The sequence below is a fragment of the Allorhizobium paknamense genome (assembly GCF_030815125.1).
In the GTDB taxonomy this organism is placed as follows: domain Bacteria; phylum Pseudomonadota; class Alphaproteobacteria; order Rhizobiales; family Rhizobiaceae; genus Allorhizobium; species Allorhizobium paknamense.
Genome location: NZ_JAUSWH010000005.1, coordinates 86,527 through 110,723 on the forward strand (window position 1 = coordinate 86,527; position 24,197 = coordinate 110,723).

The 24,197-nt window shown below is 61.1% G+C and carries 18 protein-coding genes; 16 read left to right on the top strand and 2 right to left on the bottom strand.

What is annotated here, in order from left to right:
- Positions 1 to 21 precede the first annotated feature (21 nt).
- The 8 genes from QO005_RS09765 to QO005_RS09800 all read left to right on the top strand — a co-directional run bounded on the left by QO005_RS09765 (position 22) and on the right by QO005_RS09800 (position 9,785).
- Complete coding sequence (locus tag QO005_RS09765; protein WP_307157828.1) at positions 22 to 861, top strand: transketolase; 840 nt, start codon at positions 22 to 24, stop codon at positions 859 to 861.
- Positions 858 to 1,889, top strand: a complete 1,032-nt coding sequence (locus tag QO005_RS09770; RefSeq protein ID WP_307157829.1) for a transketolase family protein — start codon at positions 858 to 860, stop codon at positions 1,887 to 1,889. Before QO005_RS09765 ends, QO005_RS09770 begins: the two co-directional genes overlap by 4 nt.
- A gap of 127 nt (positions 1,890 to 2,016) precedes the next feature.
- Positions 2,017 to 3,039 carry a TRAP transporter substrate-binding protein gene (locus QO005_RS09775; protein WP_307157830.1) on the top strand — a complete coding sequence of 341 codons (1,023 nt, stop codon included), beginning with the start codon at positions 2,017 to 2,019 and terminating at the stop codon, positions 3,037 to 3,039.
- Between the two features lie 185 nt (positions 3,040 to 3,224).
- Positions 3,225 to 5,117, top strand: coding sequence for a TRAP transporter large permease (locus QO005_RS09780; protein WP_307157831.1), 1,893 nt, complete (start codon positions 3,225 to 3,227; stop codon positions 5,115 to 5,117).
- A 39-nt stretch (positions 5,118 to 5,156) separates the two neighbouring features.
- Entirely contained in the window at positions 5,157 to 6,644 is a 1,488-nt protein-coding gene (locus tag QO005_RS09785) for a sugar ABC transporter ATP-binding protein (protein WP_307157832.1), read from the top strand.
- Positions 6,641 to 7,654, top strand: coding sequence for an ABC transporter permease (locus QO005_RS09790; protein WP_307157833.1), 1,014 nt, complete (start codon positions 6,641 to 6,643; stop codon positions 7,652 to 7,654). Before QO005_RS09785 ends, QO005_RS09790 begins: the two co-directional genes overlap by 4 nt.
- Before the next feature lie 119 nt (positions 7,655 to 7,773).
- Positions 7,774 to 8,757 carry a substrate-binding domain-containing protein gene (locus QO005_RS09795; protein ID WP_307157834.1) on the top strand — a complete coding sequence of 328 codons (984 nt, stop codon included), beginning with the start codon at positions 7,774 to 7,776 and terminating at the stop codon, positions 8,755 to 8,757.
- Between the two features lie 134 nt (positions 8,758 to 8,891).
- Positions 8,892 to 9,785 carry an amidohydrolase family protein gene (locus QO005_RS09800; protein WP_307157835.1) on the top strand — a complete coding sequence of 298 codons (894 nt, stop codon included), beginning with the start codon at positions 8,892 to 8,894 and terminating at the stop codon, positions 9,783 to 9,785.
- Positions 9,786 to 9,875: 90 nt separating this feature from the next.
- Here QO005_RS09800 and QO005_RS09805 read toward each other — a convergent pair whose 3' ends face one another.
- Positions 9,876 to 10,841, bottom strand: a complete 966-nt coding sequence (locus tag QO005_RS09805; protein ID WP_307157836.1) for a LysR family transcriptional regulator — start codon at positions 10,839 to 10,841, stop codon at positions 9,876 to 9,878.
- 155 nt (positions 10,842 to 10,996) lie between these two features.
- Between QO005_RS09805 and QO005_RS09810 the strand changes: the two genes are divergently transcribed.
- The 7 genes from QO005_RS09810 to QO005_RS09840 all read left to right on the top strand — a co-directional run bounded on the left by QO005_RS09810 (position 10,997) and on the right by QO005_RS09840 (position 21,368).
- Positions 10,997 to 11,788, top strand: a complete 792-nt coding sequence (locus QO005_RS09810) for an alpha/beta hydrolase fold domain-containing protein (RefSeq protein WP_307157837.1) — start codon at positions 10,997 to 10,999, stop codon at positions 11,786 to 11,788.
- Between the two features lie 301 nt (positions 11,789 to 12,089).
- The gene (locus tag QO005_RS09815) at positions 12,090 to 13,259 is read left to right on the top strand and encodes an efflux RND transporter periplasmic adaptor subunit (protein ID WP_307157838.1); all 1,170 of its coding nucleotides are present in this window, start codon (positions 12,090 to 12,092) and stop codon (positions 13,257 to 13,259) included.
- Positions 13,260 to 13,493: 234 nt separating this feature from the next.
- On the top strand, positions 13,494 to 16,679 hold the full coding sequence (locus tag QO005_RS09820) for an efflux RND transporter permease subunit (RefSeq protein ID WP_307158071.1): 3,186 nt from the start codon (positions 13,494 to 13,496) through the stop codon (positions 16,677 to 16,679).
- Positions 16,680 to 16,836: 157 nt separating this feature from the next.
- Positions 16,837 to 17,844, top strand: a complete 1,008-nt coding sequence (locus QO005_RS09825; RefSeq protein WP_307157839.1) for a sugar ABC transporter substrate-binding protein — start codon at positions 16,837 to 16,839, stop codon at positions 17,842 to 17,844.
- Positions 17,845 to 17,847: 3 nt separating this feature from the next.
- The gene (locus QO005_RS09830; protein ID WP_307157840.1) at positions 17,848 to 19,374 is read left to right on the top strand and encodes a sugar ABC transporter ATP-binding protein; all 1,527 of its coding nucleotides are present in this window, start codon (positions 17,848 to 17,850) and stop codon (positions 19,372 to 19,374) included.
- Complete coding sequence (locus QO005_RS09835; RefSeq protein WP_307157841.1) at positions 19,364 to 20,383, top strand: ABC transporter permease; 1,020 nt, start codon at positions 19,364 to 19,366, stop codon at positions 20,381 to 20,383. The genes QO005_RS09830 and QO005_RS09835 overlap by 11 nt, the downstream gene beginning before the upstream one ends.
- A 4-nt stretch (positions 20,384 to 20,387) precedes the next feature.
- Entirely contained in the window at positions 20,388 to 21,368 is a 981-nt protein-coding gene (locus tag QO005_RS09840) for an ABC transporter permease (protein ID WP_307157842.1), read from the top strand.
- A gap of 46 nt (positions 21,369 to 21,414) precedes the next feature.
- Here the strand turns inward: QO005_RS09840 and QO005_RS09845 are convergent, their stop codons facing one another.
- Complete coding sequence (locus QO005_RS09845; protein WP_307158072.1) at positions 21,415 to 23,313, bottom strand: bifunctional sugar phosphate isomerase/epimerase/4-hydroxyphenylpyruvate dioxygenase family protein; 1,899 nt, start codon at positions 23,311 to 23,313, stop codon at positions 21,415 to 21,417.
- 115 nt (positions 23,314 to 23,428) lie between these two features.
- On the opposite strand from QO005_RS09845, the gene QO005_RS09850 reads away from it, so the two are divergent.
- Complete coding sequence (locus QO005_RS09850; protein WP_307158073.1) at positions 23,429 to 24,112, top strand: TetR/AcrR family transcriptional regulator; 684 nt, start codon at positions 23,429 to 23,431, stop codon at positions 24,110 to 24,112.
- Positions 24,113 to 24,197: the final 85 nt, after the last annotated feature.

Sequence of the window (24,197 nt, forward strand, 5' to 3'; positions counted from 1 at the left end):
ACCAGAAAAGGAAGAGCAAGCATGACTGAGATCGGTCACAATGTCAGCCTGGCGGAAAGGGCGCGGCGCATTCGCCGCCATGCCCTGCGCATGGGCGAGGTTCAAGGGCAGGGCTATATTGCGCAGGCGCTCGGCGTGGCGGATGTGCTGGCGGTGTCCTATTTTCACGCTACCACCTATCGTCCGGACGATCCGGAATGGGAAGGCCGCGACCGCTTCCTGCTGTCCATCGGTCACTATGCGATTGCGCTCTACGCGGCGCTGATCGAGGCAAAGATCATTCCCGAGGACGAACTTGAAACCTATGGCACGGACGATAGCCGCCTGCCGATGTCCGGCATGGCTGCCTACACGCCCGGCATGGAAATCACCGGCGGCTCCCTCGGCCATGGTCTTGGCATCGCGGTGGGCATGGCGCTCGCGCTGAAGCGCAAGCAGTCCAAATCCTTTGTCTACAATCTGTTTTCCGATGGCGAACTCGATGAGGGGTCCACCTGGGAAGCGGCCATGTCTGCCGGCTCCTACAAGCTGGACAACCTGATCGGCATCGTCGATGTCAACCAGATGCAGGCTGACGGGCCATCGCTCGGCGTGATGAATTTCGAGCCGCTCGCCCCGAAATTCGAGGCCTTCGGCTGGTTCGTGCAGCGCGTCGACGGCAATGACATCGATGCGCTGGTTCGGGCCTTCGATGCCGCCCGCTATCATGAGGGCAATCAGCCGCGCATCATCATCTGCGACACCAGAATGGCCAAGGGGGTTCCCTTTCTGGAGGCGCGCGAGCGCAATCACTTCCTGCGGGTCGAGCCGCAGGAATGGGCGGAAGCCATCCGGATCATCGACGCGGGAGTTCCAGCATGAGACGCTCGAAATATGAAAGACCCACGCATCTCATCGCGGGCGGGGACAGACCGCGTCTGACGACATCGGCGATGATCGCCTCCATAGCGGGTGCGGATCAGCCGACGAAACCGGCTCCCTTCGGTCACACCCTGTCGGCTCTGGCCGAAAAGGACGACAGGATTGTCGGCCTGTCGGCGGATCTGGCGAAATATACCGACCTGCACATTTTCCGCGCCGCGCACCCGGAACGGTTCTACCAGATGGGCATGGCCGAGCAATTGCTGATGATGTCGGCGGCGGGCATGGCGCGGGAGGGCTTACAGCCCTGGGTGACCACCTATGCGGTCTTCGCATCGCGCCGCGCCTATGATTTCATCTGCCTGGCGATTGCCGAGGAAATGCTGGACGTGAAAATCGTCTGCGCCCTGCCGGGGCTGACGACTGGCTATGGCCCCAGCCATCAGGCAACGGAAGATATCGCCATGTTCCGCGGCATGCCAAACCTGACGATCATCGATCCCTGCGATGCACTGGAAATCGAACAGGCATTGCCGGCGATCGCGGCTCACAAAGGCCCGGTCTACATGCGCCTGCTGCGGGGCAATGTGCCGCTGGTGCTGGATGAGTATGGCTATAGCTTCGAATTCGGCAAGGCCAAGCTGATCCGCGACGGTCGCGACACGCTGATCATCTCCTCCGGGCTGATGACCATGCGGGCGCTGGAGGCAGCCAAAGCCCTGCAGAAGGACGGGATCGATGCCGGTGTTCTGCATGTACCGACCATCAAGCCGCTGGACGAGGAGACCATCCTTGCCGAATGCCGTAAGCAGAACCGGCTGGTCGTCGTCGCCGAAAACCATACGGTGATCGGCGGACTGGGCGAGGCCGTCGCCGCGACGCTGATGCGCTCCGATGTCCGGCCTTCAGCTTTCCGGCAGATCGGTCTTCCAGACCAGTTTCTGGAAGCGGGAGCACTGCCGACGCTGCACGACATGTATGGCATCTCGACGCAGGCCGTCATCGCGCAGATCAAGGGCTGGCTCTGAGGCTCGCTCTGCTGTCTGCGGGAGAGGGCGGGCCGAGGATTGAGGAGATCAGTGGTCCGTTTCGAAGAAAAGAAGGAGATGGGCCAACGGGGCCTGTCATCCTTCAGCATATTTCAGGAGGAGCATTATGGGGAAAAACAATCTGACGTTGACGAGACGAACGGTTCTTGCCGGTGCGGCCGCCCTGCCGTTGGTTTCGATTTTGAAAAGGCCGGCTTCGGCTGCTGAATTCAATCTGAAATACGCCACCGGCCAGGATCCGACCCATCCGGTCAACATTCGTGCGCAGGAAGCCATTGACCGTATTCGCGAGGCAAGTTCCGGCCGGGTCGATATCAAGCTTTTCCCGGCCAACCAGCTTGGCGCCGATACCGATCTTCTGGCCCAGGTGCGCAGCGGCGCGATCGATTTCTTCAATCTCTCGTCTTTGGTGCTGGCCACTTTCGTGCCTGTGTCGGGTATCACCAGCCTCGGCTTCGCCTTCAAGAACTATGATCAGGTCTGGGCTGCCATGGATGGCGACCTCGGCAGCCATATTCGTGAACAGATCGCCAAGACGCCGATCTTCGCGGTGTCGCGGATCTGGGATAACGGCTTCCGGCAGGTCACGTCTTCCACCCGGGAAATCAAGACGCCTGCCGATCTCAAGGGCTTCAAGCTGCGGGTTCCGCCTGCACCGTCGCTGACCTCGCTGTTCAAGGCGCTGGATGCAGCCCCTTCGCCGATCAACTTCAACGAGCTTTACTCTTCGCTCCAGACCAAGGTGGTCGAGGGACAGGAAAATCCGCTCGCAATCATTTCCACGGCAAGGCTTTACGAGGTGCAGAAGAGTTGCAGCCTCACGCGCCATGTCTGGGATGGGTATTGGGTGCTGGGCAATAAAAAGGCTTTCGCCCGCTTGCCCGAGGACATCCAGGCCATCATCAGCCGTGAGATCGACCGCTCCGCGAGCGATCAGCGCGCCGACATTGCCCGTCTCAGCGAAAGCCTGAAGGCCGATCTCCAGTCCAAGGGGATCTCGCTGGTCGAGGTGAAGCAGGAGGAGTTCCGCGCCGCGCTTGCCGCGACAAGCTTCTACAGCGACTGGAAGCAGAAATACGGCGAAGAGGCCTGGAGCCTGCTGGAAAAGGTTTCCGGTCCCCTCGGCTGAGGTGGCGGCGATGCAGTGCAGACGATGCCGCATCAGATGTGACAAGCAGGAAAAGCGGTTCTGGCGGCGCATAAAGACTGGTTCCGTTTCGTGTCATTTGTAAAAGGTTGCGCGCCCGGCATGGGGCCTGAAGCAGCCGCATATTTTTAAAAAGTCATAAAGTCATTGAGGGAGGAGTAGGAGCGATGGCAGCGACCCATGGCGGTGCGAACGTGCATGCGCAAGAGCAGGTGGAGACCCTGGCGGGATCCCGGTCCGGCCTGGCATTCCGGCTGGAAAAAGGCCTGAGCCTGTTGATCGAGGTGCCTGCGGCTCTTCTGGTGCTGGCGGAAGTGGTTGTCCTGATGATGGGGGTGATCTGGCGCTATGGCCTGCATCAGCCGCTGATCTGGTCCGATGAACTGGCGGGCATCCTGTTCCTGTGGCTGGCCATGCTGGGTTCTGTGGTGGCGTTTCAGCGCGGCGAACATATGCGCATGACCGCGATTGTCGGGGGACTGCAACCGAAATGGCAGGCCTTTTTCGATCTTGTAGCCATAGCCGCAGCCCTTGCCTTTCTGGCGCTGGTGGTCGAGCCGGCCTATGAGTTTGCCGCCGAGGAGGTCTGGGTTACGACACCGGCGCTGGAAATCCCGAATTCCTGGCGCGCCTCCGCACTGCCCGTCGGCATTTTGCTGATGATGATCACCGGGCTCATCCGTCTTTTCAAGACCGGGGGTCTTCGCCATGCGCTGACGGCGCTTGTCAGCGTCGCCGCCGTCATCGGCGTGGTGGCGTTGCTCGCGCCGCTCTTCAGCGGGCTTGGAAACTGGAATCTTCTGCTGTTCTTCGTCTTCGGCGTGGGGGCCATGGTGTTCCTCGGGGTGCCGATTGCCTTTTCCTTCGGGCTGGCAACCTTCGGCTATATCGTCACCACCACGACGACCCCGGCTATGGTCATTGTCGGGCGCATGGATGAGGGCATGAGCCACATCATCCTGCTTGCCGTGCCGCTTTTCGTGCTGCTGGGCCTGCTGATCGAGATGACCGGCATGGCGCGGGCCATGGTGGGCTTTCTCGCCAACCTGCTCGGCCATGTCCGTGGCGGCCTTTCCTATGTTCTGATCGGCGCGATGTATCTGGTGTCCGGTATCTCCGGTTCGAAGGCGGCGGATATGGCGGCGGTGGCGCCGGCGCTCTTCCCGGAAATGCGCCAGCGTGGCGCAAAGCCCGGCGATCTTGTGGCGCTTCTTTCCGCGACCGGCGCGCAGACCGAGACCATTCCGCCGTCGATCGTGCTGATCACCATCGGTTCGGTGACGGGCGTTTCGATTGCCGCTTTGTTTACGGGTGGCCTCTTGCCTGCTGTCGTTCTGGGCATAGGCCTGGCTTTCGTGGTCTGGTGGCGCTACCGCAATGAAGACCTTTCGAATGTCCGCCGGGCAAGCTGGCGAGAGATTGGGGTGAGCTTCATCGTCGCGCTGCCGGCGATTGCCTTGCCCTTCGTGATCCGCGCCGCCGTCATCGAAGGTATCGCGACGGCAACCGAGGTCTCGACCATCGGCATTGCCTACACAGTGGTGGCGGGGCTTTTGATCTATCGCCGCTTCGACTGGAAACGCCTTTATCCGATGCTGGTGGATACCGCAGCCTTGTCCGGCGCCATTCTGCTGATCATCGGTGCAGCGACAGCCATGGCCTGGGCGCTGACGCAATCCGGCTTTTCCTCCACCTTGGCGGAGGTGATGAAGAGCCTGCCCGGTGGCACCATCACCTTCATGGCGGTCTCCATCATGGCCTTCATCATTCTGGGGTCCGTGCTTGAAGGCATTCCGGCCATCGTTCTCTTCGGCCCGCTGCTTTTCCCCATCGCGCGCGATGTCGGGGTGCATGAGGTGCATTATTCGATGGTGGTCATCCTTGCCATGGGCATCGGCCTTTTCGCGCCGCCTTTCGGCGTCGGCTATTACGCCGCCTGCGCGATCAGCCGTATCAAGCCGGACGAGGGGATGAAACCCATCATCGGCTACATGCTGGCCATGTTCGTGGGGCTTGCTGTCGTGGCGGCCGTTCCCTGGATTTCGGTGGGCTTTCTTTGATGGGACGAGTTGGACGGATTCGGACGAAAGGATAACAGGATGCCGGCGCAGGATAATTTTCTGATCAAGGTGGAGGGGCTCGTCAAATCCTATGGCGCCACCTCGGTGCTGAAAGGGGTCGGCTTTTCCGTGGCGCGCGGTGAGGTTCATGCCCTGCTCGGCGGCAATGGTGCGGGCAAATCCACGATGATCCGCATCATCACCGGCGCTGTCCATCACGATGGCGGCTCCATCAGCTTCCGGGATGCGGATGGGCAGGTTCGCTCGGAGGCCGAAGGCCGTAAGGGTGTGACTGTCGTCCATCAGGAACTGGCGCTGCTGCCGCATCTGACTGTCGCCGAAAACATTGTCCTGCCCCGCTATGCCAGCGGCATGTCGCTGTTTGATCGCAAACGGGCGTTCGATCAGGCCTTCGACGCGCTCTCGATCATCGACAGCGACTTTGCCCGGCAGTCGCTGCATCGTCTTGTCGGGAGCCTTTCCCTGCATGAAGGCCAGATGGTGGAAATCGCCCGGGCGCTGTCCTCCGGGGCTGAACTGATCCTTCTGGATGAACCGACTGCCAACCTTACCGCAGCCGAGACGGAGCGGCTGTTCACCGTCCTGCGGCGTCTGACCCGGGAGAACGGGCTTTCGGTCGTTTTCGTCTCTCATCGCATGAAGGAAATCCGCCAGATCGCCAATGTCTGCACCATTATCCGCGATGGCCGGACCGTGGTGGACCGGCAACCCATCGAGACGCTGAGCGATGCCGATATCGTCGAGAAGATGGGCCAGCTTTCCGCCTCACTGCCGGTGGAAACCGTTGCAAAGCCTCGAAAGCGGGATGGCGAGAGTCTGACGATCCGGGAGGAGGGGCTGGAGATGACGCTGTCTCCCGGCACGATTCTGGGCGTGGCCGGTGCTCCGGCCGGTCCCCATACGCTGATTGCAGCCCTTGTCGGCGCGGCGCGGGCAAAGCGGTGGACCGTGTCCATGACCGGCTGGCCCGAGCGCTTTTCATCGCCGCGTCAGGCGGCGCATCTCGGCGCAGGCTTCATCACCGGCGACCGGTGGAACAAGGGCGTGCTGCACAGCCTGCCGATCATCGACAATGTTCTGGCCTCGCGCCGGGTCGTCCGGGGCACGCGCTTCGCCGGGACCGCCGAGCGGATCGAATGCTTTGATCTTTTGCAGGCCCTCAAGGTCAAGGCGGCGTCGCTCTGGGATCTGCCCAATACCTTGAGCGGCGGCACCCAGCAGAAACTGCTGCTGGCCCGCTGGCTGGGCGTGCCCTCGCGGCTGCTGGTGCTGGAAGAGCCCACCCGCGGCGTCGATATCGGCACCAAGAAGGAAATCTACCAGCTGATCCGCGACATGGCGGCCAGCGGCACGATCATTCTCTGGTGGTCCACCGAAAACGCCGAACTGATGGAAATCTGCGACCGCGTGCTGGCCTTCGACACGGAAGGACGCTGCGCGGGCATCATCGATCATGACGAACTGAGCGAGGACAGGCTCGCGGAATTGACAGGAATGGCCGCATGACTGAGGCAACAACTCAACAGACCACCCATGGCGGCAAGCCGCTGCCTGCGATCCGCCAGAGGGAAAGCGTGATCGGCGCCTACCGGACGGAAATCGCCATTGCCGCCGCGATCATCGTGCTGATGCTGGCCGTCGGCTCGCAGGTGCCGCAAGCGCTGAGCTTTGGCAATTTCGCCAACATTACGCAGGCCGCCGCACCGCTGGTCATCATGTCGCTCGGCGTGCTGCTGGTGGTGATTACCGGCGGTATCGATCTCTCCGTCGGGTCGGTGTTTTCGCTGACGGGCATGGTGACCGCCCAAGCCATGGCCCATGGCTTCGGCGGGGTGGAGGCGGGATTGATCGGTCTCTCCGTCGGTCTGGTCTTCGGCTCGATCAACGGCTTTCTGGTGACGATTGCCGGTCTTGCACCCTTTGTTGTGACGCTGATTACCTTTGCCGTGGCCGGATCCTTGGCCTTCATCGTCACCAATGGCCGGTCCATGCCGATCGGCGATCCGGATTTCTGGCTGCTGAACAGCGGCAGCCTCATTCCCGGCATGCCGAACTACATCCTGTTCTGCCTTGCGCTACTGCTGATCATCGAAGTCTTCCTGAAGAAAGTGGTGGCAGGCCGCTGGTTCTATGCCGTCGGCAGCAGCGCGCCTGCCGCGCATCTCCTGGGTATTCCGGTCAAGCGCACCACCTTCTTCGCCTATGTCGCCTCATCGACGCTCGCGTCCTTTTCGGGGCTTCTGACCATTTCCTACATCCTGAACGCTGAATCCACCGCCGGTTCCAGCCTCATGCTGCAGGCGATTGCCGCCGTGGTCATTGGCGGGGCCAGCCTGCTTGGCGGCACAGGGACGGCGGTGGGCGCGGTGCTGGGCGCTCTGATGATCACCGTCATCCAGAACGGGGTCAATCTCATCGGCATCAACAGCTTCTGGCAGGGTTCGGTGACGGGCGTCGCGATCTTGATCGCCGTGCTGATCGACCGCTTCAGCAAATCCCGGCGCGGTGCCGGCTGAAACATTACAGCGCTTCAGTGTTTCATGGGAGCACAGAAACGCTCTAACTCTTTGTTTTCACAGATTTCCGGACGGAAAATGCTCTAAAAACACCGCTAGTCCTTGGAGGAGGAGAAAATATGAGAAAGACCCGTAAAACACACCTGGCTTTTGCCGTCAGTGTTCTCATCGCCGCCGGTCTGGGCGGCATCGCCCCGGCGGAGGCGAAGGACAAGAAAACCGTTGCCTATCTCGCGCCCTCGCTCGACATTTCCTACTGGCAGTGGGTGGGCTATGGGGTGAAGAAAAAGGCGGAAGAACTGGGCATGGACTATGTCGAGTTCACCTCGGAAAACTCCCCCGCCAAGCAGATGGACAATGCCCGCACGGCCGTGACCAAGGGTGTGGACGCCATCGTCATCGGCCCCGTCAGTTCCACCAGCACGCCGCCGCTGCTGGCCTATCTGAAATCGCAGAAGATCCCGGTGGCCTTCGCCGGTATCGGCCCGCAGCCGGGCCAGACGGATTACACCTCCTCCGTCACGGCCAACAATTATGAGACCGGCAAGGCGCAAGGCGCTTTCGTCTGCTCACTGGCAAAGGAGCGGGGCGGCAACAAGGTCGGCATGCTCTCGCTGCCGCAGGACCGGGAGAACGCCCAGAAATATCTGAAGGGAGCGGAGGAATCCTTCAAGTCGGATGGGTGCGAACTGGCGCAGATGCTGGAAACGCGGGGCCTGACCGTCAACGAAGCCGTGACCCAGGCCAATGACATGCTGACTGCCCATCCCGATATCAAGGCGATTTACGGCATGTATGACGAGGCAGGCACCGGGGCTGCCAAGGTATTGGAAACCCGCGGCCTGACCGGCAAGGTCGGGGTTGCCGTGGCGGACGGAAGCCCCACGACCATCGGCCTTCTCAAGGCCAAGGCCATCCAGGGCATCTTCTTCCAGGAGGCCGTGGGTCAGGGCATTGACGGGACGCAGCAGGTTTATAACGCGCTGACCGGTGCGCCGGTGAAGAAGGATCTCGCCCTGGTCATGCCGTTGGTCACGGCCGAGAAGATCGACACGCCCGAAGCCAAGGCGGTTATCGCGCGCGTTTTCCCGCCGGCCAAGTAATATCAGCTCTGCCATGCCCGGCATGCGCTCCTTTCATGCCGGGCATGGCTCGATCAAAGGCTTGCTTCCTTGGGCCTCCCGCCAGCCTGACGGCGTGACGATACCGAGCATCGAATTTGGGGAACAGAACAACAATGACCGATCTTGCGATCATCGACCCGCATTTCCACCTCTGGGATCTGGAAAACAATTACTATCCCTGGCTGTCCGATGGTGTGAAGCCATCGGCATTTGGCGATTATACGGCCATCAACAAGACCTATCTGCTTAAGGATTATCTGGCGGATGCGGCAGGCCTTACCCTCGTCAAGGCCGTGCATCTCGATGTCGGTTTCGATCCACGCGATCCGGCGGGCGAGACCCGCTGGCTGCAGGGCGTGGCGGATCAACATGGTTTCCCGCAGGGCATTGTCGGCTATGCCGATCTTCGCAAGCCGGATGTCGGTGACCTGCTGGATGCGCATATGCAGTCACCGAATTTCCGCGGTATTCGCCAGTCGATGAATTATCACACCGATCCCGCCAAGACCTATCTGAGCGAACCGCATGTCAGCCGCACGCCGGACTGGCGGCGCGGCTTCAAGGAACTGGCGCGCCGGGGCTTGAGCTTCGATCTCCAGCTCTATTACTGGCAGATGGAGGAATTCCTGGAGCTTGCCGGTGATTTTCCGGATGTCCAGATCATCCTCAACCACACCGGCATGCAGGTGGACGGGCCTGAGCATTTCGAGGGCTGGCGCAAGGCCATGCATGGGCTGGCCAAGGCACCCAATGTCGCCTGCAAGATTTCCGGGCTCGGCATGGGGGACTGGACCTGGACGACCGAAAGCATCAGGCCCTATGTGGAAGAGGCGATTGGCGCTTTTGGCGTGAAGCGCTGCATGTTCGCTTCGAACTTCCCGGTCGACAAGCTGTTTTCGTCCTATAGCGCGATCTGGAATGCGTTCAGCCAGATCACGGCTTCCTATTCCAAAGAGGAGAGGCAGGCTCTCTTCCACGATAACGCCGCCCGGTTTTACCGTTTGTAGGGCTACTGCATATTCCTTAAATCGGCATCTATTTAAGGAGAAAATTATGCAGCAGATGTAAAGCGTTACAGCGACGCCGGTGCCAGAACTTCACGACAGGGCGGCGGCGGGCTCCCGCGCAGTCTTTGCCTTGCCCTTTTCAGCCGGCGGAGATGGGCTGTCGATCTGGCGCACCCGTTCCGCCAGCCAATCCACGAAGACACGGACCTTGTTGCTCAAGTGCCGTGTTTGCGGGTAGACCACGTAAAGCGGAATGGGGTCGCGCGACCAGTCCGGCAGGATTTCGACGAGTTCCCCATTGTCCAGTTCCGGCTTTGCCATGAAGGCGGAGGTCTGGATGATGCCGATCCCGGCAGCGGCGGCCCTCATATAGCTGCGGAATTCGTTGACCGAGATGACATAGGGAGGCTGCAAAGTGATAGCGTCCTCTCCCTTGCGGAACTCCATGGGAAAGATCCGCCCCTCATAGGCTTTCATATAGCCGATGCAGTTGTGGCCGTGCTCCAGGTCGCGGGGATGTTTCGGGATTCCGGCGCGTTGCAGATAGCCGGGGGAGGCGTAGGTTTTCAGCCGGAAATCCGCCACCTTGCGCGCCACCAGCGACTGATCGTTCAGCGTGCCGCCGCGCAGCGCGCAATCGACATTTTCCGCAACATAGTCGATGACCCGATCCGACAGCTCGAAATCGAGCTGGATCTGCGGATAGCGGCTATGGAAATCGCAGAGATTGGGAATGACGATCCTGTCGGCGAAGCCGCCGGACATGGCCACGCGCACCTTGCCGGAGGGTAGGGCTTGTGAGCTGGAAAGGCTGCCATCCAGTTCCGCCAATTCCGCCAGAATGCGCGAAGCACGCTCGTAATAAAGGGCGCCATCGGTGGTGACCACGACGCGGCGCGTGGTGCGGTTCAGGAGCTTGGTCTGTAAATGGCTTTCGAGACCCTGGACGAGCGTGGTCACGGTGGTCTTCGGCATTTTCAGCGATGTGGCGGCGCGGGAAAAATTGCCGGTTTCCACCACCCGCACAAAGACGCGCATTGCGCTGAGCTGATCCATACGTCGCCCCTTTGCTGGGATTATTCCGAATTTCGGAACAGAGATATCAGAATTCACCAACTTGTGCAGATGAGACGAATAATAATATAAACCCTATCAAATGCAAGGCCAGACAGGCAGTGCAGCAAGCGTTCAAGGAAGCAAGGCCACAGTCGATGGCAGCGGATTGGCAGATGCTGGAGACGGATGAGAGCGGACTATCCGTTCCCTACCGTCTTTATCCCGGAAAGACCGGGTCAAGGTCTCCGCCGCTCGTTCTCTATCTGGCGGGTACGGGCTTCCAGCCTGCGCCCGATATGAGCAGACGGTCCGATGCGGCCCAATGTTTTGCGGATGCGGGCGCGGTTGTCGTGGAGGCGGATTATGCCAGCCTTTCGGGCAATCTCTTTCCGAAGGCGCTGGAATATGCGTTCCGGGCCTTTATGGCGATTTCCGCGCGGCGAAAGGCCTTTGCCGGTGCGAAGTCCCGTTTCGTGGTGGCAGGGCACGAATCCGGCGGAAACCTGGCGGCAAGCGTTGCGCTGAAGGCGCGCGACTATCGCCCCGGAGAGCTGGCGGGTCAGGTCCTGCTCTCTCCGATGGTGGATGCCTCCATGGCGACCTCCTCCTTCCTGGGGGCCGATGCGGGCATGCAAAATCGCTGGGCGGATGGCTGGAGCCGTTATCTGGGTCCGGCTTGCAGCTACCAGCATCCTTATGCCACACCGTGTCTGTGTTCGCGCATGGCAGGTGTGGCTCCGGCCCTGGTCGTGACATCGGAAGATGATCCGCTGCGCGACGAGACGCTGGGCTATATCGATCGCCTGACCGCTGCCGATGTGGCGGTCAGGCGGAAAGTCTTTGCCGCCGAACAGGACTGGACCAGTCTTTATCGGGGCGAAACCGGCCTTTGGAGGCAGGAGCTTTGCGAGGAACTCTCCCAGTTCCTTGCAGGCTTGCAAGGCTGAACCGGAAAGACGTGACCTGATACGGGTGCTGTCAGGTTTTCCGGCCAGACGTTCTTCAAACGCCGCCATTTTTTCAAAACAGTGCATGTCCGGCGAGCCGTTCAGCTTTCGTCCGGTCTGCAAAGGGCAGGATCATGTCACTTCAGTGTTACTGCATAATTCCTTAAATCGGAATCGATTTAAGGTGAAAATTATGCAGCAGATTTAAAGTCTTACAGCGTCCTTTGTGCGTTTTATAAAACGCACGGCGCTGTAAGGCGCTGGGGAGGGTGGGCCTGTGCCTTGATCGAAGGAGACGATCATGACCGCAAGGATCAAGAAAACCGCGTTGTGGGGCGCGGGCCTGGGGACTGTTCTGGTTCTCATGGCAGGTGTCGCTTCCCTCAATATCACGAACCATGCCGAGGCAGCCTCCGCCGCCGCCCCGCCGCAGGCCATTCCGGTGACGGTGACGAGTGTTCAGCCGCGCAGCGTCCAGACCTGGCATGCCTTTTCAGGGCGGCTGGAGGCCGTTGACCGGGTGGAAATCCGCTCGCGCGTTGCCGGTGTCGTGCAGTCTGTGCATTTTCCGGAAGGTGGGCTGGTGAAGGCCGGTGACCTTATGGTGAGCATCGATCCCGAGCCCTATCAGGCCGCCGTTTCCCAGGCGGAAGGCGACGTGGCCTCCGCCGAGGCGAAGCTGGAACTTGCCACCACGGAACTCGAGCGCGGCAAGACGCTCTTTTCCCGCAATACGATTTCCGAAAGCGAGCAGGCCCAGCGCCAGAGCAATTACCGCGCCGCCATTGCCGCGCTGAAATCGGCGGAAGCCGCGCGCAAGGTGGCGGAACTCAATCTCGGCTATACGGAAATCCGCGCTCCCATTTCCGGGCGCGCCGGACGGCTGGAGGTGACAGCCGGCAATCTCGTTGCCGCAGGCTCCACCTCGCAGCCTCTGACCACGCTGGTCTCCATCGATCCGATCTATGCCAATTTCGATGTCAGCGAGGATCTGTTGCTGAGAACGCTGGCCCTGCTCCCTGCCAAGGATGGGCGCGCCGCCATTGATCGCATTCCCGTGGAGATCACGCCGCAGGATGGCTCCGCACCGGTCGAAGGCCGGATGCAGTTGATCGACAACGAGGTCAATACCGCCAGCGGCACCATCAAGGTGCGTGCGGTCTTTGCCAATCCGGAAGGACGGCTGATGCCCGGCCAGTTCGTGCGCATCCGCATGGGCCAGCCCAAGGCTGAGGAACGCCTGCTGGTGAGCGAGCGCGCCGTCGGCACGGATCAGGACAAGAAATATGTCTTCGTGGTCGATCAGGAAAACAAGGTCGCCTATCGCCAGATCGAACTGGGGGCTGCCGTCGAAGGCGGGCGCATCGTCGAAAACGGCCTCAAGGCCGGTGAGCGGATCGTTGTCAACGGTTTGCAACGCATCCGGCCAGGCGCGACAGTGCAGCCGCAGGAGCAGACTGCCGCGAACTGACGAGGGCGAAGTGGGTGCGGGTTTCAACCAACACCCACGCCACCCTCTCATCGTTCCTGATCATCTTCATCGAGGTGCCACCTGCGGCCTTACAGCGCCTGGCTGCGGGATGGCCGTCTTCTGTCTTGCCAGAGCATGATCCGGCCTCGTCGTGACGAGGACAATCGCGATCTTGCCGCCAAAAGAGAAAGCTTGAGCGCCATCGGTCAGAGACGCGCTCCCGAGGGTTTCGACATGAATATTTCCCGCTTTTTCATCGACAGGCCGGTCTTTGCCGGTGTCCTTTCGATCCTCATTACCGTGGCGGGCCTGATTGGCCTCAGAGCCTTGCCGATCTCCGAATATCCGGAGGTGGTGCCGCCCTCCATCGTGGTGAAAGCCACCTATCCGGGCGCAAGCCCTGCCGTGATCGCCGAAACGGTGGCAACGCCGCTCGAAGAGCAGATCAATGGCGTCGAGGGCATGCTCTACATGTCCAGTCAGGCGACATCGGATGGCGTTTTGAACCTGACGGTCACCTTCCGCCTGGGTACGGACCCGGACAAGGCCCAGCAACTGGTGCAGAACCGGGTGTCGCAGGCTGAGCCGCGCCTGCCGCAGGATGTGCGCACGCTCGGTGTTACCACCGTCAAAAGCTCGCCCGACCTGATGATGGTCGTGCATCTGGTCTCCACTGGCGATCGTTACGACCTTACCTATCTGCGCAATTACGCCACGCTCAATGTCAAGGACAGGCTGGCGCGTATCGATGGCGTCGGGCAGGTCCAGGTCTTTGGCGCGGGCGATTATTCCATGCGCATCTGGCTCGATCCGCAGAAGGTGGCCGAGCATGGCCTGAGCGCGACCGATGTGACCAATGCCGTCGCCGCGCAGAACGTTCAGGCGGCAGCCGGGATCATCGGTGCTTCGCCTTCGGTTCCGGGCGTCGATCTTCAGCTCAACGTCAATGCGCGTGGCCGCCTGCAGACGCCGGAGGAATTCGGCGATATCGTCGTCAAGACCGGGCAGAACGGCGAGATCACCCGCCTCAAGGACCTCGCTCGCGTCGAACTGGGAGCGGCGGACTATTCCCTGCGCTCGCTGCTCGACGGCAAGCCCGCCGTCGCCATCCCAATCTTCCAGGCCCCGGGCTCCAACGCCATCGCCATTTCCGATGCCGTGCAACATGCCATGGATGACATGCAGAAGGCGATGCCGGAGGGCGTGCATTACCAGATCGTCTATGACACCACCAAATTCGTCCGCGCCTCCATCGACAAGGTGGTGGATACGCTGCTGGAGGCCGTGGCCCTGGTGGTACTGGTCGTCATTCTCTTCCTGCAAACCTGGAGAGCCTCGATCATTCCGCTGATCGCGGTGCCGGTCTCGATCATCGGCACCTTCGCGGTGATGTATGTTTTCGGCTTCTCCATCAATGCGCTGTCGCTGTTCGGCCTGGTGCTGGCCATCGGTATCGTTGTGGATGACGCCATTGTCGTGGTGGAAAATGTCGAGCGCAACATCGAAAACGGGCTTTCTCCCCGGGAGGCGACCTACCGCGCCATGCGGGAGGTTTCCGGTCCCATCATCGCCATTGCGCTGGTGCTGGTGGCGGTGTTCGTGCCGCTCGCCTTCATCTCCGGGCTTTCCGGCCAGTTCTACCGGCAATTCGCACTGACCATCGCCATTTCCACGGTGATCTCCGCCATCAATTCGCTGACGCTGTCACCAGCACTGGCGGCGCTGCTGCTCAAGGATCACCACGCCCCGCGCGATCTGGTCACGCGGATCATGGACCGGCTGCTCGGCTGGTTCTTCCGCGCCTTCAATCGCGGCTTTTCCAAAGCCTCGCATGGCTATGGCCGCACGGTGGGCGGGCTGCTTGGCCGCAAGAGCATCATCATGATCGTCTATCTGGCGCTGGTCGGGGCCACTTACGGCATGTTCACCGCCGTGCCGGGCGGCTTTGTGCCCGCGCAGGACAAGCAATATCTCATCGGCTTTGCGCAATTGCCCGACGGGGCGACGCTTGACCGCACGGAGCAGGTGATCCGGCAGATGAGCGACGTGGCGCTGAAACAGCCCGGCGTGAAGAATGCGCTGGCCTTCCCGGGCCTCTCGATCAACGGCTTCACCATCGGCTCGAATTCCGGCATCGTTTTCGTGGTGCTGGATGATTTCGAAAACCGCAAGGATCCGGCGCTGTCGGGCGGGGCCATCGCCATGGCGCTCAATCAGAAATATGCCGGTATTGAAGATGCCTTCATTGCCATGTTCCCGCCGCCGCCGGTCAATGGCCTGGGGTCCACAGGCGGCTTCAAGTTGCAGATCGAGGATCGGGCGGGTCTTGGCTATCCGGCCCTGGACGAGACGGTGAAGGCCGCTCTCGGCAAAGCCTACCAGACGCCGGAACTCACCGGCATCTTCTCCAGCTTCCAGATCAACGTGCCGCAGCTCTTTGCCGATCTCGATCGGGAAAAGGCCCAGCAGCTCGGCGTGGCCGTCACGGATGTCTTCCAGACATTGCAGATCTATCTGGGTTCGCTCTATGTGAACGACTTCAACGCCTTTGGCCGGACCTACAGCGTGCGGGTACAGGCGGATGCCCGTTACCGTGCCCGGGCCGAGGATATCGGCCAGTTGAAGGTGCGCTCGGCCAGTGGCCAGATGATCCCGCTGTCGGCGCTTTTGAAGGTGGACGCCTCTGCAGGGCCGGAGCGCACCACGCGCTATAACGGCTTCCTCGCGGCAGACGTCAACGGCGCTCCGGCACCCGGCTATTCATCGGGGCAGGCGCAGGCCGCCATCGAAAAGATCCTGCGGGAGACCATGCCTCCCGGCATCGATTTCGAGTGGACCGACCTGACCTACCAGCAGATCCTGGCGGGCAATTCCAGCATCATCGTCTTTCCGCTGGCGCTGCTGCTGGTCTATCTGGTCCTTGCCGCGCAATATGAAAGCCTGACACTGCCGCTATCGATCATCATGATCGTCCCCATGGGGGTTCTCGCAGCCCTGATCGGGGTCTGGTACACGGGCGGGGATAACAACATCTTCACCCAGATCGGCCTTGTGGTGCTGGTTGGGCTTTCCGCCAAGAACGCCATTCTCATCGTGGAATTTGCACGGGAACTGGAACTGGACGGCAAGACGCCCTTCGATGCAGCCGTGGAAGCAAGCCGCCTGCGTCTGCGCCCGATCCTGATGACCTCCATGGCCTTCATCATGGGTGTGGTGCCGTTGGTGGTCTCCACCGGGGCAGGCTCGGAAATGCGTGCCGCCATGGGGGTCGCCGTCTTCTCCGGCATGATCGGCGTGACCCTGTTCGGCATCTTCATGACGCCGGTCTTCTATCTGCTGGTGCGGCGCATGACGGGCAACCGTCCGCTTGTTTCCCATGACAAGGCAGGGGTGACACCCATTCCGGCACCCGCGGAATAGGCACATGAAGCCAGACCGGCGTTAAAACGGAAGGACTGCGGGGCGGGAGCGGACAATGATGTCCGTTCCCGTTCCGGCTCGTAATTGAAACGAAATTCCTCTTATTTCGATTTTTTCCATATATTTTATAGGGAATAAACGAGAGAGGGATTTCACCATGACAGATACCCCATCCCATAGCCTTGTCCGCCGGGATCTTTTCAAACTTGCCGCCGCAGCCGGCGTGACCATGGCGGGCGTCAGCGCGCTCACAGGCCGGGCCGCCGCTGCCGATGACGGATTGTCGCTCAAAGGCAAGCGGATCGCCATCAGCGCCACCGGCACGGATCACTTCTTCGACCTGCAAGCCTATAATGCCCAGATCGCCGAGGTAAAGCGGCTGGGCGGCGAGCCGATTGCCGTCGATGCAGGCCGTAATGACGGCAAACTGGTGGCGCAATTGCAAACGCTGATTGCGCAAAAGCCGGATGCCATCGTCCAGATTCTCGGCACCCTCAGCGTTATCGATCCATGGCTGAAGCGCGCGCGCGATGCCGGTATTCCGGTGCTGACCGTGGATGTCGGCTCCACCAACTCCCTGAACAACACCACCTCCGACAATTGGGGCATCGGCAAGGATCTTGCCCTGCAACTTATTTCCGATATTGGCGGCGAGGGTAATATCGTCGTTTTCAACGGCTTCTACGGGGTCACCCCCTGCGCCATCCGCTACGATCAATTGGTCAATGTCGTCAAATATTTCCCGAAGGTGAAGATCCTGCAGCCGGAACTGCGCGACGTTATTCCCAACACCGTGCAGGACGCTTTCACCCAGATCACGGCCATTCTCAACAAATATCCGGAAAAGGGATCGATCAAGGCCATCTGGTCTGCCTGGGATATTCCCCAGCTCGGAGCAACCCAGGCGCTTGCCGCTGCCGGACGCACGGAAATCAAGACCTATGGTGTCGATGGAAGCCCGGAAGTGTTGCAATTGGTGGCCGATCCCAAGTCACCTGCGGCCGCCGATGCGGCGCAGCAACCGGCAGAAATCGGCCGTACCGCCATTCGCAATGTCGCCCGCCTTCTGGCCGGTCAGACCTTGCCGCGGGAAACCTATGTTCCCGCGCTGCTCGCCAACAAGGCGAATGTCGGAGAGGTCAGCCGCCAGCTCGGTCTGGGCTGAGCCATGGCCGCGCCCGCAGACCTCATTTTGAAGCTTTCCGCCATCGAAAAGCATTTCGGCGGGGCAAGGGCGCTGGACCGTGCCTCACTCTTTGTCCGGCGCGGCACTGTGCACGGTCTGGTGGGGCAGAACGGCGCCGGAAAATCGACTTTGATCAAGATCCTGGCGGGAATCCACAAACCGGATGCAGGCACGGTCGAAATCGATGGCAAGATATTTCCGGCGCTTTCGCCGCATGAGGCGGATGCCGTAGGCATTCGCTTCATTCATCAGGATCGCTTGCTGCCGACAAGCTTCACGGTCAGCGAAGCGCTGTTTCTGGGACGGGAGGTCCGTCTTGCGCGCACCCCCTTCCTCAACCGCGCCGCCATGCGCCGGAAAGCGTCGGACATCCTTCGCCGCTATTTCGGTCTGCAGCTCGACCCCGATGCGCTGATCGGTGATCTGTCAACGGCAGAGCGTCAGATCGTGCAGATCACCCGCGCCCTGATGGACCAGCCGAAAATCATCGTTTTCGATGAGCCGACGGCAGCTCTCGTGCGGCGGGAGGCGGATATCCTGTTCGGCCTGATCCGCAGGCTCAGGGCCGAAGGCGTCACCATTCTCTATGTCTCGCATTACCTCAACGAGATCGAGGAATTATGCGACGACGTGACCATTATTCGCAATGGCGTCGATGTCGCCGCCCTGCCGCTGAAGGAGACCAATGCGGCAGACATTGCCCGCCGCATGATTGCCCGCGATATCGGCGATCTCTTCCCGGAGCGGGGTTCGAAGACGGGCAGGCCCATCCTGTCTGTCAGCGGGCTCAGCTGTTCAGGCCGGTTTTCCGGCGTCGATTTCACGCTGCACGAGGGCGAGATCATCGGCATAGCCGGATTGCTCGGCTCCGGAGCCAAGGAGTTGATGCGGGCGCTTTTCGGCCTTGAAGCGGGTGTTGCCGGTCGTGTCGAGGTGGATGGCAAGCTCCAGACCCTGTCGCATCCGGGCGCGGCGGTGGGGGAGCGGCTGGCCCTGGTGCCGGAAGACCGGCGCGGCCACGGCGTCGCGCTCGATCTGACGCTCACGGAAAACCTGACCTTGCCGGATCTTGGCCGTTTCGCCCGGTTCGGCTTTCTCCGACGGCGGGCGCAGCAAAAGCAGGCGATGCGGCTCATTCACCAGCTCGGCATCAAGACCGATGGTCCGAATGTACCGGTGCGCACCCTGTCCGGCGGCAATCAACAAAAGGTCGCCATCGCCAAATGGCTGGGGCGTCAATCCCGCATCTACCTGCTGGACGAGCCGACGGTCGGCGTCGATATCGCCTCGAAAGCGGAAATCTATGCGCTGGTCGCCAAACTTGCGCGGGAAGGGGCGGCGGTCATCGTTCTCTCCTCCGACCTGCCGGAACTTGTGGGGCTGACCCACCGCATCCTCGTCATGTTCCGGGGGCGGATCATCGCTGATCTCGATTCATCGTCCACCACAACGGATGAGGTCCTGGCGCTCTCGACAGGGGCCTCGGAGGGGCTGCGCCATGTCGGCTGATGTCGATTATTCCACCCTGGGAACTGCCGATCCTGTCGCGCCCGTCACTAGCAGCGGAAACCTCGCCGCTTCGGCGGTGCGGTCCGGCTCCATCCTTGCCTTTCTGTTGATCCTGACGGTCTTTGCCGTCTCAACACCCTATTTTCTCAGCCTCGGCAATATCGCCAATGTTCTCGGCCAGTCGGCAGTCCTCGGCGTTCTTGCCATCGGACTCACGGTCGTGCTGATCGCGGGCGGACCGAATGTAGTGACCGGCGGCATCGACCTGTCGCTTGCGGCGAATATGGGGCTGAGCGCTGCCGTCTTCGCCTCTCTGTCCCGTGACGGTTACGGTGATGCCGCAGCAAGCGTGGCCGCGCTTGCCACGGGTCTTGTTATCGGCCTCGTCAATGCCGCCGCCGTGGTGCTGGCCCGGATCGTGCCGCTTCTGGCAACCCTTGCCGTGATGAATGTGGTGGCAGGTCTGGAATTGGTTCTGACACAAAATACCGTCATTCCTGCCAGCAGCGATCTTCTGGGCTTCCTGTCCTCCTATGACGGGTTCGGGATTCCCGTGCTTGCCTATCTTCTGGTCGCCTTCAGCCTGCTGGCCACGCTTGCCGTGCAGAAGACGGCAATCGGCCAATGGCTTTATGCGCTTGGCGATTTTCCGGAAGCGGCCCGGGCCGTGGGGCTGCCGGTGCGACGGCTGCTGGCGGGCGCCTTCATCGCCAGCGGGCTCTGCGGTGGAGTGGCGGGCATCCTGTCCGCTGCCTATCTCAGCGGCAGCACGACAGGCTCCGCCGAAATGCTGCTGCCTGTGGTCGTCACCGCGCTTTTGGGCTCCGTCTTTTCAAGGCGGCTCGTGCCGACAGTGCCGGGCACGCTGCTCTCGGCGCTGTTTGTCGGGTTGCTGATCAACGGCTTTCAGCTTCTCAACATCTCCAGCACACTGGTCAGCGGGGTACAGGGGCTGTTGATCCTCTTCGTCGTCTCTGCCACCACCTTGCTGCGCCGGAAGGAGCGCTGACATCATGGCGTTTGTGATCGTTTCCGCCCGGCGCTGGTCCGCCGCTTTGTCCCGTTACGGGCTTCTTTTAGCGCTGGTCCTGGTCTTTGCCGTCTTCACCCTGATTGCGCCAACCTTCGCCACGCCGGCCAACCTGCTCAGCATTCTGGTCAATAATTTTGCACTGCTGGCCATCGTTTCCGTGGCGATGACGCTGGCGGTGGCTGCCGGGGGCATCGATCTTTCCGTCGGCACGGCCATCGACTTCGCCAGTTTTGCCTTCGTCTCGCTGGTTTTGTCCGGCTATAGCGTGCCGCTGGCCATCATTGCCGCGCTGCTGGCGGGAGGGGTTGTCGGTCTCTTCAATGCCATCCTGATTTCCGGCATCGGCGTTTCCCCTTTTCTCGCCACCCTTGGCACGCTATTTATCGGGCGCTCCGTGCAGCAACTGGCGACGAATGGCGGCAATCCTGTCTATCTTCCGCCGAACGGCGTTCCAGACGCCTTCCGCTTCATCGGTCATGGTACGGTCGTTGGACTTCCGGTGCCGCTGCTTCTGGCGCTGCTGGTGGTGGGGTTCGGGACGGTGATTTTGACCGGGACACGCTTTGGGCGCATCGTGACCGCCATCGGCATCCAGTCCAGCGTCGTGCGCTATAGTGGGCTTGGTGTCGGACGCACGGTGGCCGTTGCCTTCATCGCCTCCGGCATTATTGCAGCCCTTGCCGGTCTCGTGCTGACGGCGACGGTCACCGTTTACATCCCGCTCTCGGGCAATGCCTTCCTGCTGAACGCCATCGGCGCCACCTTCATCGGCACGACCCTGTCACCCAACCGGCGGCCCAACGTCGCCGGAACCGCCATCGGCGTGCTGCTGCTCGGCATCGTTGCCAATGGTCTTCTGATCAGCGGCCTGAATTTCTATTGGCAGCAGGTGGGCACGGGCACGCTGATCTTTCTGGTGCTCGCCTTCAGCTTCGTCAGCCGCAAACCCGCCGCCGGGTGAAGAGAAGGGGCATTGAGTGTGCCCCTTCTTTGGAGCCAGTAGATTGTTATTTCGGCAGGCCCGCAGGCTTGAGCAGGCGGCGCTGGGCGGCAATGCGGAAGGGGGCGTTCATGGCGCCGTAACCGGCATAATCCCCACGCCTTTCGACGATTTCGAAAAAGAAACCGTCGCCGAAGGTGCGGCTGAAAATCTGGAAATATTCCCCCTGTTCGTCGCGGTCATAGAGAATGCTCGATGCCCGCAGGGCATCGGAAAATTCAGGTTCCAGACCAAAGCGGGCCTCAAGATCCTCATAGTAATTGCAGGAAATCGGCAGGGCTTCGAAACCGCGTGCGTTGAGCGCCCTGGCCGTTGCGAAGATATCCTCACTGGCAAAGGCAATGTGCTGGATGCTGGTGCCAAACCCTTCCGCCAGAAACTTGCCCGCAAAGGTCTTGCGGTTGTCGGCGCCGTTCATCGTCACGCGGAATTGCCGGTCGGGCACGCTTTCGATGGCCTGGCTGCGGATCAGCCCGCCCGGGTCCACCACATCCACCATCGGCGTGCGCCGGGTGGCGAAAATCGAGGTGTAGAACAGGAGCCAGGTCAGCATCTGGTCATATTGCGTGGTTTGCGCCAGATGATCGATGCGCGTCAGTTGCTCCGGGCCGGGCGCGGGTGCGGCTTCCACCGGCTCGAATTCCTGTTCCCAGACCCTTGCCAGTTCCGGGCTGTCATCGAGGAAGTAGATAATGCCGTTTCCGGCATCCTGAATGGCCGGCAGCAGCACTTCACCCGGCTTGCGCGGTTCCGAAAAACCGACGGCGTCCAGCGCCGTCGCTCTCTTCTGGGCTTCCTGCGCATCCTTGACTTTGAGGCCGAAGGCATAGGCGTTCGTTCCATGCACGGCATAGGAGGCCGCCGCAAAGCTCTGGTTGCTGCTGTCGGTGTTGATGGCCAGCCGGATATTGCCCTGGGTGAAGAGGTCCAGCTGGCGATAGCGATGCCGCGCGGTGTTGACGAAACCCAGCGTGCCGAGGAGAGCGGCCAATTGCTGCTTTTCCTCGACCGAAGCGGTGAATTCCACGAATTCGACGCCCGCCGTGACGATGCGGTCCGGCATCTCAGGCATGGTGATCGAAATATCCGGCTCCTGCCGCCGGACCTGGTCCATCAGGTTCACGAGCGAGCGATGTCCGTCCTCGGCAATTGCCCGGGCGGAACCGCCGCGGAACTGGTCGTTGAAAATCTCCAGCGAAAGCGGCCCGTCATAGCCGGTGGCTGCCACGGCGCGCATGAAATCCACCACCGGCAGATCGCCTTCGCCCGGCATGTTGCGGAAGTGACGGCTCCAATAGAGCAGGTCCATATCGATCAGCGGCGCGTCGGCCAGTTGCACGATGAAGATCTTGTCGCCGGGAATGGAGCGGATGGAGTTGGGATCGATCTTGCGCGACAGCGTGTGGAAACTGTCGAGGATCAGACCGACGCAGCGATGATCGGCACGGCGGACGACCTCCCAGGCGTCACGATGATCGTTGACATGCCGTCCCCAGGCCAGCGCTTCATAGCCGACCCGCACGCCATGTTTCGCGGCCATCTCTCCAAGCGCCTGGAAGTCCGCAGCCGCGCGGTCTATGCCGCCAAGGGACACCGGCGAGACGTTGGAACAGATCAGCATGAGATCGGTGCCAAGCTCGCCCATGATGTCGAACTTGCGCTCGGCTCGCTCGAAAGCCCGGCTGCGATGCGGCTCCGGCATGCCCTCGAAATCGCGGAAGGGCTGGAAAAGCGTGATCTTCAAGCCATGATCTTTCACCATGGCGGCCACCTCACGCGGAGAGGCGTCATAGGTGAGGAAGTCGTTTTCAAAGATCTCGACCCCGGTAAAGCCTGCCTTGGCAATGGCGGCCAGCTTTTCCGGAAATTCGCCTCCAATGGAGACAGTTGCAATCGAGGTCTGCAAGGTCGTCTGGTGTCTGCCTGGGGCTAAGCTAACCATATTGCCTTCCTTTCCGGCTTTATGTACTGCTTGGTTAATTGAAGCAACGAAGATTGGGCCGCTGGACGGCGGCATGGCGATGACCGAGGACGCGACGGCGGAAGACACCAAACAGATGCGACCTGCCAAGCGGGATCCCGAGGGTGTCCGCAGGGATATTCTGACGGTTGCCATGGAGGAGTTTTCGCAAAACGGCCTGTCGGGGGCGCGGATCGATGAGATTGCGGCCCGCACGCGGACGTCGAAGCGGATGATCTACTATTATTTCGGCGACAAGGAGGGCCTTTACCAGCGCGTTCTGGAGGAGGCCTATCGCAAGGTGCGAGGTGGCGAAAGCGATCTTGAGCTTTCCGGCCTCGACCCGGTGGCGGCCTTGGACAAGCTCTGTCGCTTCACCTTCGATCACCATCGGCGCAACCCCGCCTTCATTCGCATGGTGATGATCGAGAACATTCATCATGGCCGCCATATGCAGCTCTCCGACACCATTCGCGGCCTCAACCGTCCGGCGATCGAGGAATTGCAAAGCGTGCTGAAGCGCGGGCAGGCGCAGGGACTTTTCCGGCCTGGCATCGATGCACTGGAACTGCATTGGCAGATCAGCGCGCTTTCCTTTTTCAACGTCTCCAATGCCGCCAGTTTTTCGCTGATCTTCGGCGATGTGCTGTTTACGCCCGAAGGTCAGGAGCAGCTTTCGCGCCATGTGGCGGACATGGTGCTGCGCTATGTGCTGCGACAGCCGGACCGGCACGATCCGGGCTGAGCGAAAGCCTTTCCACGAAAAGGGGAAAGGCAGAAGCGCTACAGCAAGCCTTTGTGCGCCATAGATGGCGCACTTGGCTGTCGCG

Bases quoted from the DNA above. Each gene is read 5' to 3' on its own strand.
- QO005_RS09765 (WP_307157828.1), top strand. From the start codon at position 22: ATGACTGAGATCGGTCACAATGTCAGCCTGGCGGAAAGGGCGCGGCGC.
- QO005_RS09770 (WP_307157829.1), top strand. From the start codon at position 858: ATGAGACGCTCGAAATATGAAAGACCCACGCATCTCATCGCGGGCGGG.
- QO005_RS09775 (WP_307157830.1), top strand. From the start codon at position 2,017: ATGGGGAAAAACAATCTGACGTTGACGAGACGAACGGTTCTTGCCGGT.
- QO005_RS09780 (WP_307157831.1), top strand. From the start codon at position 3,225: ATGGCAGCGACCCATGGCGGTGCGAACGTGCATGCGCAAGAGCAGGTG.
- QO005_RS09785 (WP_307157832.1), top strand. From the start codon at position 5,157: ATGCCGGCGCAGGATAATTTTCTGATCAAGGTGGAGGGGCTCGTCAAA.
- QO005_RS09790 (WP_307157833.1), top strand. From the start codon at position 6,641: ATGACTGAGGCAACAACTCAACAGACCACCCATGGCGGCAAGCCGCTG.
- QO005_RS09795 (WP_307157834.1), top strand. From the start codon at position 7,774: ATGAGAAAGACCCGTAAAACACACCTGGCTTTTGCCGTCAGTGTTCTC.
- QO005_RS09800 (WP_307157835.1), top strand. From the start codon at position 8,892: ATGACCGATCTTGCGATCATCGACCCGCATTTCCACCTCTGGGATCTG.
- QO005_RS09805 (WP_307157836.1), bottom strand. From the start codon at position 10,841: ATGGATCAGCTCAGCGCAATGCGCGTCTTTGTGCGGGTGGTGGAAACC.
- QO005_RS09810 (WP_307157837.1), top strand. From the start codon at position 10,997: ATGGCAGCGGATTGGCAGATGCTGGAGACGGATGAGAGCGGACTATCC.
- QO005_RS09815 (WP_307157838.1), top strand. From the start codon at position 12,090: ATGACCGCAAGGATCAAGAAAACCGCGTTGTGGGGCGCGGGCCTGGGG.
- QO005_RS09820 (WP_307158071.1), top strand. From the start codon at position 13,494: ATGAATATTTCCCGCTTTTTCATCGACAGGCCGGTCTTTGCCGGTGTC.
- QO005_RS09825 (WP_307157839.1), top strand. From the start codon at position 16,837: ATGACAGATACCCCATCCCATAGCCTTGTCCGCCGGGATCTTTTCAAA.
- QO005_RS09830 (WP_307157840.1), top strand. From the start codon at position 17,848: ATGGCCGCGCCCGCAGACCTCATTTTGAAGCTTTCCGCCATCGAAAAG.
- QO005_RS09835 (WP_307157841.1), top strand. From the start codon at position 19,364: ATGTCGGCTGATGTCGATTATTCCACCCTGGGAACTGCCGATCCTGTC.
- QO005_RS09840 (WP_307157842.1), top strand. From the start codon at position 20,388: ATGGCGTTTGTGATCGTTTCCGCCCGGCGCTGGTCCGCCGCTTTGTCC.
- QO005_RS09850 (WP_307158073.1), top strand. From the start codon at position 23,429: ATGACCGAGGACGCGACGGCGGAAGACACCAAACAGATGCGACCTGCC.